Annotated in this window: 9 protein-coding genes; 6 read left to right on the forward strand and 3 right to left on the reverse strand. The window is 59.4% G+C overall.

From position 1 onward, the window contains the following. Window positions 1-4: 4 nt before the first annotated feature. Both BFP89_RS17640 and BFP89_RS17645 read right to left on the reverse strand, forming a co-directional pair. Complete coding sequence (locus BFP89_RS17640; protein ID WP_065886706.1) at window positions 5-730, reverse strand: fimbrial biogenesis chaperone; 726 nt, start codon at window positions 728-730, stop codon at window positions 5-7. 89 nt (window positions 731-819) lie between these two features. Continuing rightward, the gene (locus BFP89_RS17645) at window positions 820-1,347 is read right to left on the reverse strand and encodes a fimbrial protein (RefSeq protein WP_065886707.1); all 528 of its coding nucleotides are present in this window, start codon (window positions 1,345-1,347) and stop codon (window positions 820-822) included. 225 nt (window positions 1,348-1,572) lie between these two features. Here BFP89_RS17645 and BFP89_RS17650 point away from each other — a divergent pair, with 225 nt between their 5' ends. The 5 genes from BFP89_RS17650 (at window position 1,573) to BFP89_RS17670 (ending at window position 10,039) form a co-directional block, all read left to right on the forward strand. Next, the gene (locus BFP89_RS17650; protein ID WP_065886708.1) at window positions 1,573-4,380 is read left to right on the forward strand and encodes an ATP-binding protein; all 2,808 of its coding nucleotides are present in this window, start codon (window positions 1,573-1,575) and stop codon (window positions 4,378-4,380) included. After that, complete coding sequence (locus tag BFP89_RS17655; RefSeq protein WP_065886709.1) at window positions 4,377-5,573, forward strand: EAL domain-containing response regulator; 1,197 nt, start codon at window positions 4,377-4,379, stop codon at window positions 5,571-5,573. The genes BFP89_RS17650 and BFP89_RS17655 overlap by 4 nt, the downstream gene beginning before the upstream one ends. A gap of 91 nt (window positions 5,574-5,664) precedes the next feature. Beyond that, window positions 5,665-8,910 carry a hybrid sensor histidine kinase/response regulator gene (locus BFP89_RS17660; protein WP_065886710.1) on the forward strand — a complete coding sequence of 1,082 codons (3,246 nt, stop codon included), beginning with the start codon at window positions 5,665-5,667 and terminating at the stop codon, window positions 8,908-8,910. Between the two features lie 2 nt (window positions 8,911-8,912). Continuing rightward, entirely contained in the window at window positions 8,913-9,560 is a 648-nt protein-coding gene (locus BFP89_RS17665; RefSeq protein ID WP_065886711.1) for a response regulator transcription factor, read from the forward strand. 86 nt (window positions 9,561-9,646) lie between these two features. Continuing rightward, window positions 9,647-10,039 carry a hypothetical protein gene (locus BFP89_RS17670; RefSeq protein WP_065886712.1) on the forward strand — a complete coding sequence of 131 codons (393 nt, stop codon included), beginning with the start codon at window positions 9,647-9,649 and terminating at the stop codon, window positions 10,037-10,039. A gap of 91 nt (window positions 10,040-10,130) precedes the next feature. On the opposite strand, the gene BFP89_RS17675 is transcribed toward BFP89_RS17670, so the two are convergent. Beyond that, a complete protein-coding gene (locus tag BFP89_RS17675) occupies window positions 10,131-10,787 on the reverse strand; it encodes a NeuD/PglB/VioB family sugar acetyltransferase (protein ID WP_065886713.1) in 657 nt (218 codons plus the stop codon). Between the two features lie 487 nt (window positions 10,788-11,274). Here BFP89_RS17675 and BFP89_RS17680 point away from each other — a divergent pair, with 487 nt between their 5' ends. Beyond that, a complete protein-coding gene (locus tag BFP89_RS17680) occupies window positions 11,275-12,399 on the forward strand; it encodes a DegT/DnrJ/EryC1/StrS family aminotransferase (protein ID WP_065886807.1) in 1,125 nt (374 codons plus the stop codon). Window positions 12,400-12,497 lie beyond the last annotated feature (98 nt).

Consider the following 12,497-nt stretch of genomic DNA (forward strand, 5'->3'; position numbering starts at 1 on the left):
CGGATCAGAGAAGCGGCAGATCAGTGACGACATCCGCACCGAAGTCGTTGACCAGGGTCAGGCGCACCGTGTCTCCCGCTGCGGCGGAGGCGCCGGCGGGCAGTGGCCAGTTGGCGTGGCTCAACGGCGCGATCATCGACGCCTGGGACAGCGTGTAGGCCTTGCCGTGGCTGACCACATCGGCACGGCGCACGGTGGCGAAATAGCCGCTGTCATTGCTGGCGATCACCGCCCTGCCCTGCAGCTTGAAATGCAGCGACTGGCTCAGCGCGTCGGGGCTGCCGGCCAGCCCTTGCGGGCGGTAGAACAGCTTCATGCGGCTGTTGACACTGAGCAGCAATTTGTTGGCTTGCAGTTCGCTGGTCTTGATGGCCGGCATCTGCATGAAATTGAGGTAAAACAGCGATTCGCGGTCTTTTGGCAGGTCGCTGCCGGTAAACACCAGGCGCACCACCTGGCCGGCATTGGGGTTCATGCGAAACACTTGCGGGCTGGCAATGAACGGCGCATCGGCAGTCTGGGCCGTGAGGTTCGGGTTACCCGTGTCGAGCCACATTTGGACCAGGTAGGGATGGGTATCCTGATTGGTCAGTTGCACCACTTTTTCCTGAGCTTGAGCCGGGTAGATAACGCGGGTTCCGGTCATTACGACGCTGGCGTGCGCGCAAGAGGTCATGGCTGTGCCGAGCGTCAGCGCCAGGGCCAGGGTGGTTTTCTTCAGGCGAGTCATGGTGTTCTCCGTGCAGCAGGCGCAGAGCGAATAAAGAATCGGGGGTGTGGATAAACCTGCCGGGCACGCGGCCCGGCAGATGCCTGGCCTTACAGGTAATCCAGGGCGTATTGAGCGGTGGCCGATACGGTACCGGCGGTGGCAGCACCGGCTTCGCTGATGTAGCGAACGGCGAAATCGTGGCTGGCGCTGGTGGCGCCGGAGTTCAGGGTCAGGCCCGACACCGAGGTAATCCCGTTGAGTACCACAGCAGAACCGCCAGCGGCGTTCAGGAGTTGTACTTGCACGTTGGAGGCTGTGCCGGCGTTGGCCAGGTTGCCTGCGCTGGTCACGTTGTTACCGAGGAACGCGGTTTTGATGGCCAGGTTCGAAGTCGGTGCGGTGCAGCCGCTCACGCTGATGGTGAACGGCGTTTCGCCCGCTGTGCTACCCACGGCGGTCAGGGCGGCTGCGCTGACGGTAGGCATCAGGATCACCGGGTTCGCAGCGTTGCCATTAACCGATACGGCGCAGGTTTGATCCGATACCTGGCCAGTGAACGTGATGGTGTTCTGGCCCGCAGCGAAGGTCAGGGCGGGCGCGGCGGTCATCGCCAGGATCAAGGCAATACGCTTCATGGTGGAACTCCTCATTAACGGTGATTAGGACAATGCATGGAGGCTGTCCGGTTCGCCGAAGGGCGTAACGGTGCTTGTCCAGGCGCCGCAATCTTAGGGAGAGCAAGTGCGGGGTTTAATCAGGCGATTCTTAAAAGTCACGCCGGGGGGAGCGCCGACAGCGCCGTCTGCGACTTTGAGGATCGTCTTATTCCGAGGGCCAGGGCCTTGGCTTAACGTTCCCTGATGAAACTACGCCAAGCCTTACCTCCGCTCGACACGTCGCTCTCCACCCCCGCGGCGGCGAGAAAGCTACTGCGCCTGTTGTTCATCGCTCTGGTGCTGGGGTTCTACGCTGGCGTCTACAGCTACGTGAGCGCCACCTTGAGCCAGGAAATATCCCTGCGGCGCAGCTACATGAATGCGGCAATCGCCAATGCGCAAAGCTTTTTTGTCAGCCGCCAGACGCTGCTCGATACGCTACGACTGGCGGCCGTGCGCAGCACCACGGCGCCGGTCGCCAGTGCCAATGTGGTCGCCGGCGAAGAGGTGCACGTCGGCCTGGGTTCGGACAAACAGGCCTGGAGTCTCTGGCTGACGCGCCGCATGACCGACCACCTGCGGCTCAACAAAGTGAACCTGCTGTACGTCGCGACCGGCGACCGGGCCGAGGTCCTGCGCCTGAATCCTGCGCGCGAACCGGTCCAACTGATTGCTCCACATTTGCTGGAACGGCTCAACGCACAAGACAACAGCAGCGTTGACGAGCTGTGGCTCACAGACCCTGAGCGCGATGATTCGCCGCTGTACATCTTCACCCGGCTGGATGACCGCAGCCCGCAGTCGGGGTGGCTGGGCCTGGAAGTCGAGTCGCCCGACCTGCTGAGCGCCCTGCACAACGAAAACGCCGGCCAGTTCATCCTGCTCGATGCCCGCGGCGAGCTGATTTTTGACAGTGCGCAAGGCCAGTCACTGCGCCAGGAATTGGCCCAACTACCGGCGCCCCAGTCGTTCGGCCTGGTGGGTGGCCACTGGTTGCCGGATCATCTGGCGATTCGTAAACAGCTGGGCTTTTCCAACTGGCAAATCGTCTACGCCCTCGACATGCAAGCGCTGTTCTCCGCGCTGATATCCCCCGTGCTGACCAGCCTGGCGCTGTGCTTGCTCTTTACCTGGCTGATGATCTGGCTGATGCGGCGCATTGATCAGCGCCTGATCATTCCGGCCAGCAACCGTATTGAAGCGCTGGTGGAAAGCGAGGCGTTCAGCCGAGCGGTCATCCGCATCGCACCGGTTGCGCTGTGCGTGCTGCGTCGCCAGAACGGCGAGGTGGTGCTTGATAATCCGCTGTATACGCAGTGGATCGGCCACAGCCAGGAACGCGAGCAACGCAGTGCAGACTGGATTCGTCGCGGCTTTGATGATGCCGAACACAACACCTTCGACGAGCTGCAATTGGCCGACGGTCGACACCTGTATCTGAGCTTCGCGCGCACTCGCTACAAGCGCGAGGATGTGTTGATTTGCGCGTTCAGCGATATCAGTGCACGCAAGCAGGTGGAAGTGGCGCTCGACCACGCACGGCGTATGGCTGACGCGGCCAACGAGGCCAAGACCCTGTTCCTGGCGACCATGAGCCATGAAATCCGCACGCCGTTGTACGGCGTGCTGGGCACCCTGGAATTGTTGGCACGCACCGAGTTGAGCGATCAGCAAAGAAGTTATCTGCAGGCCATCGAGGGCTCTTCTGCCAACCTGTTGCAGTTGATCAGCGACGTGCTGGATGTGTCGCGTATCGAGGCGGGTCAGTTGCAACTGGAGTGCAACCGCTTCTCACCTCTGGAGCTGATCGAGGAAGTGATTCACGGCTATGCCGCCGCCGCTCACCGCAAGGGCCTGCAGTTGTTTGCCTGTGTGGATCCGCAACTGCCGGATTGGCTCAATGGCGACGTCAGCCGCCTGCGGCAGATCCTCAGTAACCTGCTCAACAATGCGCTGAAATTCACCGACAGTGGGCGAATCATCCTGCGCGTCAAACTCGACAGCCGCGACGGTGAGCGCGTGATGTTGCACTGGCAAGTCTCTGACACGGGCAAAGGCATCTCCCACGAAGACCAGCAACACCTGTTTGAGCCTTTTTATCAGGCCGACGGTAATACTCACGTGGTCGCCGGCACCGGCTTGGGCCTGTCCATCTGCAAGCGCTTGATGCACCTGATGAACGGCAGCATGCGAGTGGTGAGTGAGCCGGGCCTGGGCAGCAGCTTTACCTTGCACCTGCCCCTTGAGCAGCTGTCTGCACTGGAGCCCTCGGCGGGCGCTGACGAACTGTTGCCGGAGCTGGTGTGCGTGGTCTCGCCGATACGTGAGCTGGCCGAGAGCATCTGCGGCTGGTTGTGCCGCTGGGGCGCGCGCGCCCAAGTGGGGTTGCCCAAGGCTTATGACACCACCGAGGGCGCGGTGCTGGTTGAACTGCATCCCGGCCGACTGGGCGAGACCCTGGCTGCACACTGGCAAGGCCCACGGGTGCTGGCGATCGGTGACTTGCACGATGAGGCATTGAGCAATCCGGTCGGCGTGGTCAGTTTCAATAGCCTCAAAGCCCTGCGCAAGGCGGTCGGCGCTGCTCAAGGGCAACTCATGCGCGGCGCGGCGGCACCGGCGCAAAGCTATCCGGTATTCAACCTGGGCATCCACGTGCTGGTGGCCGAAGACAACGTCATCAACCAGCTGATTCTGCGCGATCAACTCGAAGAGCTCGGCTGCACAGTCGAACTGGCCGGTGACGGGCTGACGGCGCTGGAGATGTGGCGCCAGTCGACCTTCGACCTGATCCTCACTGACATCAATATGCCGCGCATGAACGGCTACGAACTGACCGCCACATTGCGCAGCCTCGACTGCCACTTGCCGATTATCGGCGCCACCGCGAACGCAATGAGCGAAGAAGGCGAGCGGTGCCTGCAGGCCGGCATGAACCGCTGCCTGGTCAAGCCGTTTGCCTTGCGCACGCTGTACACCTGCCTGGAACCTTACCAAAGGAGTGGCAATTGAAACCCTATCGGGTGCTGATTGTTGAAGACCACCCGTTTCAGCATGAATTTTTGCGCAACCTGTTCGGTACCTTGGGTGGGTTCCAGGCGGAGGCCGTGTGGGATGGCGCTACGGCGCTGCAGCGCCTGAATGCGCAGCCGTACGACCTGGTAGTGACGGACTTGTTCATGCCCGTGATGGACGGTGTGCAGCTGATCCAGAGCATCGCCAGGCTCGACAACGCGCCGGCCCTGGCGCTGATGAGCGTGGCCTCGCGACGCATGTTAGTGAGTGCCGGGCTGGTGGCGAAGAACCTGAGCCTGGAGGTGCTCGGGCTGATTTCAAAGCCGGTGGAGGCGTGCGATATCCTGCGCCTGCGCGCGTGCCTCGATAAGCGCCGCAGCGACCTGGATGTCGCCCGCAACCATCCGCTGCAGCCGGCTCGCCAGTGCCTGTTGGCCGCCATGCAGAGTGGAGAAATACAGGCGTGGTTCCAACCGAAAAAATCCCTGCGTGACGGCAGGGTGTGCAGCGCTGAAGCGCTGGTGCGTTGGCGACACCCGCAGCAGGGGACGTTGCTGCCCAGGGACTTTCTGCCGTCGCTGCAATGCTTCGGGCTGGAGGAAGCATTGCTGTGGCTGATGCTGGAGCAGACCATCGAAGCCCAGGCGTTCTGGCGGCGCCGGGGCTGCGAAGTGCCGGTATCCATCAACCTGCCGACCCACTTGCTCGACAGCCATGACCTTGCCGATCGCCTGCATGACCGCGTGCTGGCATTGGGCGCCGAACCCGCCTCGATCGGCTTCGAACTGCTGGAGACATCCACCACCGAGTCGCTCAGCGATTATTACGCCGGCGCCTGCCGCTTGCGCATGAAAGGCTTCGGGCTGGCGCAGGATGACTTCGGCAAAGGCCTGAGCTCCTATTTCAACCTGGTGTCTACGCCCTTCAGCGAACTGAAGATCGACCGCTCGCTGGTTCACGGTTGTGTCGACAACGACAGCCTCGCCACTGCGCTACAGAGCATTGTCGAGCTGAGCCGCAAGCTGGGCCTGATCGTCACCGCAGAAGGTGTGGAAACCAAAGACGAGCTAGAGTTCTTGCGCAAGATCCAGTGTGATCAGGCGCAGGGCTTTTTGATTTGTGCGGCGGTCTCGCCTGAAAGATTTCTGGAATTGCTGCGTGAAGATGGCTTTAAGCCAGCACTAAATTGAAGCCTGAATGTCTACCTGTAGCGCGCCATGGAATGGCAACAGTGGCGGAGAAACTCCCCGCCGCCTCATTCCTGCACCCGGGGCGTCGGTGATGAAAAATGCAAGCCTGAAGTTCGGCGTCTTCGCCTTGAGCTCTCAACGAATCAACAAGCTATTGCTGGTACTCGCCGGTCTCACCGTGCTGCTGGTCAGCATGTGCTACTGGGCGGTCGAACGGGTATTGGACGAAGAGCGGATCAAGGTCGACTTTCATTTTTCGGGCCTGATCGAAAGCATCCATGAGTACGACACGTTTTTGCGCAGCGTCGCCAGTGCGTATGACCGCAGCAACCAGAACACCCTGACCGACATCCGGCCCGTTTCCCGTGTCGAGATCCTGCAGAAAGGCCAGGAGCGCGTGTTCCAGAACCATGGCCTGGCCCTGTCCCAGCCGTTTACCCTGAGCGAGCGCAAGCATTACGACCTGCAGCAGTTGCAGGGCGGCTATTCGCTGGGCGTGCAACTGACCGATTACTACAGCGCATTCTGGGCCAGCTCGTTCTATTCGGCGCCGCAGATATTCCTGTTTTCGCCGACCGACCAGTTCAACATCGCGATTCCGGGCGTCGATGGCACGCGCAAGGCATCGGTGTTGCTCAAGAGCAACTTCTTTGACGTGACGTCGCGCCTCCACCAAGGGCTCCTCCCCCGTCACGAACAACTCAACAACCGGCGTGTGAGCTGGATGCGCGCGCCCCCAGGGCTGTTGCAGGGTTCCGAAACGATTGTGGCGTTTATCGGCCTGGATATTAATCCGTTGGTCATGCCCGAACACAGGGATGACGGCCTGCTGACGGTCGCGGCGTTGTTGGACGCCGGGCAGATCAACGACCTGGACCGCTTGCTGATACGCCCGATCGACCACCGCGTCACGCTGATCTCGCCGGCAGGCGAAATATTGCTGGGTGATGCCAAGGATTCAGCGTCACTGCCGGTGGGCATGAGTCTGGGCGCCGAAGGTTTGCGCTTCAAGGTGGTGTCCACCGGCAAGGATCAATGGGTGGGTTTGTACACCATCAGCTATGAAAACTTCTTTCGCTTCGCCAAGTGGTCATTGCTGGGCACGGCGGCGGCGTTTCTGCTCGCAGTGTTCCTGGGCTGGCGGATCAACCGCTGGTACCGCGCTGGCATCGTCGAGCCGGCGTTACGCGCCACACGCTTGCTGACCGAAAGCGAGGAATTCAACCGCGCCATGCTGCAGAGCGCGCCGGTGGGGTTTTGCGTGGTGCAGCGCAACAACAGCAAGGTGCTGCTGGAAAACCAGCGCGCCCAGGAATGGCAAGGAACCGCAGAGCTGATCGGCCTGCTCAACCGCGACTATCGCAACGAAGACCCGCGTGAGATGCAAATCGAGGTGGCCGGGCGGCATTTGCTGGTGTCGTTCAGGTTCAGTCGCTATCAGGACGAAGACGTGGTGCTCTGCGGGTTCAACGATATCACTCGGCATGTCGACGATGCGCAGTTGCTGGAGCAGGCCAAGCGTTCCGCCGACGAGGCGAGTGCAGCCAAGACGCTGTTCCTGGCGACCATGAGCCATGAAATCCGCACCCCGCTGTACGGCGTGCTGGGCAACCTGGAGTTGTTGGGGCTGACCCCGCTCGACGCCCGCCAGCAAGACTACCTGCAGACCATCGAGCGCTCCTCGGCGGTGTTGTTTCAGTTGATCAGCGATGTGCTGGACGTGTCGAAAATCGAGTCCGGGCAGATGGCGCTGGAAACCGTGGCGTTCTGCCCGCTGGACATCTTCGAAGATGCGGTCAACAGCTACGCGGCCGCCGCGCTCAACAAAGGCTTGCAGGTCTTCGCCTGTGTGGACGCAAACGTGCCGGCGCTGATGAGCGGCGACCCTGGGCGCATTCGGCAGATCCTCAATAACTTGCTCAGTAATGCGATCAAGTTCACCGACTCCGGACGGGTAATCGTGCGCCTCAAGGTGACGGACCTGGAGCCGGATCATGCAACGTTGCAATGGCAGGTGTCCGACACCGGCGCCGGCATCAGCGAAAAGCAACTGGGGCAATTGTTCAAGCCGTTCTCGCAACTGGCTGGCAGCCAGCAGGCGGGCGGAGCGGGTCTTGGTTTGTCGATCTGCTCACGCTTGAGCGAGCTGATGGGCGCGCAACTGCGGGTGGTCAGCGAGCCGGGGCTGGGCAGCAGTTTCTCTCTGCATCAACGCTTGCCCATCGTCCCCGGCCCATTGCCGGAGTGTGCGGCCATCGAGCTGCAAGGGTTGGCGGTTTACGTACGGGCACCGTTCAAGGAGCTTGAGCAATCGCTGATCGACTGGCTTAACCGTTGGGGCGCTCGCGCGCTCGCACTGCCGTCGGGTTACGAGGGTGATGAAAATGAATTGCTGCTGGACAGCGTGACCGGGCCCGGCCAGCAAGCGGTTTGGAAGGGCCGACACATTACCGCCACCGAACTCGGCGCACCGTATGCCCACGCATTGGCGCAGAGCTGGACGGTCAACGCCTACGACATACGCGGCATTGCCCGTACGCTGTCGCAAGCGCGCCCGGGCAGCGTCAAGCCGTACGGAGCAACCGAAGCCGCCATCGCCCAGCCTGTGGGGTTAAGAGTGCTGGTGGCCGAAGACAACCCGATCAACCGCGCCATTTTGCAGGAACAACTGGAAGCACTGGGCGCCGCCGTCGTTGTCGCTGAAGACGGTGAAGACGCGCTGCAACGCTGGTCGCCTGGCGCCTTTGACCTGATCATCACCGACATCAACATGCCACGGCTCGACGGCTATGGCCTGACCCGAGCCCTGCGCGAACGCGACGGGCAAATGCCGATTATCGGCGTCACCGCTAATGCCCTGCGCGAAGAAGGCGAGCAGTGCCTGGCAGCGGGCATGGACACGTGGGTGGTCAAACCCTTGAGCCTGGATGCGTTGCGCAAAACCCTGCTGCGCTATTGCGGCGAGCGCGGGGTCGAGCCGCTCGAAGATACCCGCCTGCAGCAGGGCGATATGGATGGGTGGAGTTCGTTTTCCGCGAGCATGCACCAGTTGTTCATCACCACCATGCAGGACGACATGCGCTTGACGCGCCAGGGCCTCGACGCCGCTGACAAGGAACAGGTCGTGCGGCACTTGCACCGCATGAATGGCTCCCTCGCATCGGTGCGTGCTTCGCGCTTGAGCGCTGCCTGCAATGCGCTGGAGGAGGCGCTGTACAAAGGCTCGCTAACCACGAGCCTGGCCACGCGGGTGCGCAACCTGCTACAGCGCCTGGAAGCGGTACTGGACGCCCTCGCGCTCAACCCTGGCTCACAGGGCCAACCATCGGACAGGTAGACATGAAGAAAATCAACGTAGTGATTGCTGACGACCACCCCATCGTGCTGCTCGGCGTGCGTGAAGTCATCCAGCGCGACGGACGTTTTGAAGTGGTCGGCGAAGCCACCAGCTCCAGCCAACTGATCGAAAAGTTGCAGAGCGAAAAACCGGAGGTGGTCATCACCGACTTCCACATGCCCGGCGACTCCACATTCGGCGACGGCCTCAAACTGATCGAGTACCTCACCCGGCGGTTCGTCGACACGCAGATCCTGGTGCTGACCATGATGTCCAACAGCCTGATCGTGACCCGCCTGCATGAACTGGGCGTGATGGGCGTGATTCAAAAAAACCACCTGCACGAAGAAATCGAGAACGCCCTCAACGCTATCGCATCGCGCCGTAATTATCAGAGTCCCGTGCAGGATGCCACCTCGGTGCTGCACAACCCGCAGCAGGTCAACGAGCGCTTTGCCGACCTGTCCCTGCGAGAAATGGAGGTGCTGCGCCTCTTCGTCGCCGGCCACAGCGTGACCGCTATCGCGCGCATGGTTAATCGCAGCAGTAAAACGGTGAGCGCACAAAAGGTCTCGGCCATGCGCAAGCTGGAAGTCACCACCGACCAGGCCCTGGTGACCTACTGCGTGAACGCCGGGAAATTTCAGTAACCCTCATCCACTTTTAAGAACTGCCTGATGGCCGGCAGCTGACGCACCTTCGATCATGCGTTCATCGACCTACACGGATCATCAACATGAACGGCAAGTGCGTGAAGCAGAAAAACATCCTGGTGCTGTGCCGTCACGCCGGCGTCCTGCTGAAATACAGCGCGCTGTTGAACGACGTCGGCTACTTTCGGATCGGCCTGTGCTCATCGATCAAGGAAGTGAAGCGTACCCTGGCAAAAACCCAACGGATCGACTGTTTTATCGTCGACGGTTTCAAGATTGGCACCGCCGACGAACAGCACATCCGCACGCTGAGTCACGGCTGCCTGATAAAGCGCTTTTTATTACTCGGTGACTTCACCTTCGCCGATCAGCCGAAAATATTTGCCTGGGCCAGGACCCATCACATTCAGTTGCTGGGGATGCTGAGGCAGCCGGTGAATGCGGGTGAGTTGGAGCGGTATTTGCGGGTGTTGTAGCGTTGCGAGGCCGGACAGGGCGCTGATTGGAAACTGACCGATCCTGTCGATAGCCCTTCCCTTTTGGGCCAGGTTATCTAGTCGCGTTGATTTACGGTTGAGTGGTGCGCATGGGCTTTGCTGGATTACCAAAGACTGTTGTATAGGGTGCCACGCTTTTCGTTACAACGGACCCCATCCCAACAACGGCGCCCTCACCAATAACGATTGGTCTGTCGGGGGAGCCTTCACGAATGATCGCGCCAGTTCCAATGTAGGCATGATCTTCGATGACAACACGTCCATTGCAATGCACGTTAGGGGCGAACGTCACAAAGTTACCGATCACACAGTCGTGAGCAACATACGAATAAATGTTTGCATGAAAAAAATCACCGATTTTTGCATTCGCAGTGATAGTGGTAAATGGGCAGAGGACAGCGCCTTGACCAATAGTATTGTGGCTCAAATTTACCGCATTCAACGCTGAAATAGTAAATGGAGTGATGCCCGCCGAAATAAGGTGTTCGGAGATTTCCTGTCTATGTTTACTGTCAGCGATGGCAATGTTGAAAAATTTATCCCCCTCCATGTTTAAGAAAGACTCTCTGCTCACCACATCATAGCCATTAATAGTCTGATCTTTCGGGTTATCGACCACGAAGATAATTCTGAAACTATCTTGATCTATTATGCTCGGCATTGTGTTGACCAGAGGTGCAACTTCACGGCCAAAACCGCCCGCGCCTACAATTGCGTAAATTTTCATATCAGCTCCTAAAGTGTTAGCTGAATTATCCGTGGTCTGAGCAATGCTACGGCCGAACGTTGTCAGTATCGGGAGTGTGTTGAGTATTCCAGTGTGCTGTTCTCGGAATAACTGACTTCTTATTTATGTATTCAAGCGTCTCGCGCATTCATTAAGCTTTGTTCAAAACTTCTTCTCCCTCTGCGTTCCAAACATATCGGGTCGGCTGAGTATTACGTAATCCATCATGTTGCCATTTCGCTTTTCAGGTCAAGGCCGGGGGCGGAGTTGCCATCGCGCGGATACACCTTGATGCCTCCAAAGAAGCTCTCCACCCTGCTCATCCAGGCAGCCAGCAGGATAATGCGTCTGGCCGGGCTTCTCCCTGAAGGATGGCGTCAGTGTGGAACTTGCCGTCAGAGGTATGGCAGTTGGAAGTTGGCGCGAATTCTGCTTAAGCCTTCCTCTGATCATACAGGACGACATTTCATTGACGGCAGTGTGTACCATGAAAAGCATCATCAAGTTGTTAGTTCCTGAGATGCCTAAAGTCGAGCAGATTCTCACTTACTGGCAGCAAATCGATGAAAACCAGTGGTACACCAACTTCGGACCGCTTGTAACCGAGCTCGAACGTCGGCTGTCGCTCTCATTCAGTCGGGAGCCAACGCAGGTGCACGTTGTATCCATGGCGAATGGCACCTGTGCGCTGCAAATAGCTTTGGAAGCGTTGAAGCTACGCCGTGGAGCGCGCGTACTGGTGCCCGGATTGACATTCGTCGCCACGGCCACTGCGATCATCCGGGCAGGGCTCACTCCCTTGATCAGTGACGTAAACGCCGAAAGCTGGTTACTGACGCCCGCTATCGCACGCGTAGCCCTTGCTGAAATGCCATTCGATGCAGTGATGCCGGTCTCCACTTACGGTTGCCCCCAGGATGTCACAGGCTGGGATCTGTTCACTGCCGAAACCGGCATTCCTGTTGTTATCGACGCCGCAGGTGCCTGGGGTAACCAGGAGATTGGCCTGACCACCAAAGTCGCCTTCAGCCTGCACGCCACTAAGGCCCTCGGTAGTGGAGAAGGCGGTTTCGTCGCGTCGCGGCACCTTGCCTATGCCCAGAGCATGCGAGCGTTGAGTAACTTCGGTATCGATGCACACAGCGGCGGGCTCGTCTTCGAGGCGGGTGAGAATGGTAAGATGAGCGAATATCACGCCGCAGTTGCATTGGCTGCCCTGGACAACTGGCCAACCGTTGCTCAAGCACGGCGCAATCTACATCAGCGCTACACTGAACGGCTTCTGGAAAAAATTCCCGCGTTGAAACTCCAGGCCAAACCCATGGATGGCGTTTACAGCTTGATGCTGGTGCTACTGCCCCCGGGATTCCAGGCTGCTGATATTCAACTGCGGCTGCTGGGCAAAAATATCGAAACCCGCCGCTGGTACTGCCCACCCCTCCAGGGCCACCCGGCCTTTCAGGAGTTCGCGATGGGCCCGCTGCCAATTGTTGAGCTCCTGGCCGAACGTCTGCTGGGTTTGCCATTCCACCTTTCATTGAACGATGCAAGCATCCAGAAAGTGATCGATTGCCTGGCTGAGCTGCTTGCCGAAAAGCAGGTGAATCAATGACCCACGAACAATTACTGGCACCGTATAGGCTGTCCGGCAAAGAGTCAGGCTGTCAGCCAGGCAGTGAAAGCGGCTTAAGCGAGTTCTACCTTCATCCC

The sequence above is a fragment of the Pseudomonas sp. 31 R 17 genome, from assembly GCF_900004915.1.
Taxonomy (GTDB): domain Bacteria; phylum Pseudomonadota; class Gammaproteobacteria; order Pseudomonadales; family Pseudomonadaceae; genus Aquipseudomonas; species Aquipseudomonas orientalis_A.

Coding starts and splice junctions, on each gene's coding strand:
- BFP89_RS17640 (WP_065886706.1), bottom strand. CDS start 730: ATGACTCGCCTGAAGAAAACCACCCTGGCCCTGGCGCTGACGCTCGGC.
- BFP89_RS17645 (WP_065886707.1), bottom strand. CDS start 1,347: ATGAAGCGTATTGCCTTGATCCTGGCGATGACCGCCGCGCCCGCCCTG.
- BFP89_RS17650 (WP_065886708.1), top strand. CDS start 1,573: ATGAAACTACGCCAAGCCTTACCTCCGCTCGACACGTCGCTCTCCACC.
- BFP89_RS17660 (WP_065886710.1), top strand. CDS start 5,665: ATGAAAAATGCAAGCCTGAAGTTCGGCGTCTTCGCCTTGAGCTCTCAA.
- BFP89_RS17665 (WP_065886711.1), top strand. CDS start 8,913: ATGAAGAAAATCAACGTAGTGATTGCTGACGACCACCCCATCGTGCTG.
- BFP89_RS17670 (WP_065886712.1), top strand. CDS start 9,647: ATGAACGGCAAGTGCGTGAAGCAGAAAAACATCCTGGTGCTGTGCCGT.
- BFP89_RS17675 (WP_065886713.1), bottom strand. CDS start 10,787: ATGAAAATTTACGCAATTGTAGGCGCGGGCGGTTTTGGCCGTGAAGTT.
- BFP89_RS17680 (WP_065886807.1), top strand. CDS start 11,275: ATGAAAAGCATCATCAAGTTGTTAGTTCCTGAGATGCCTAAAGTCGAG.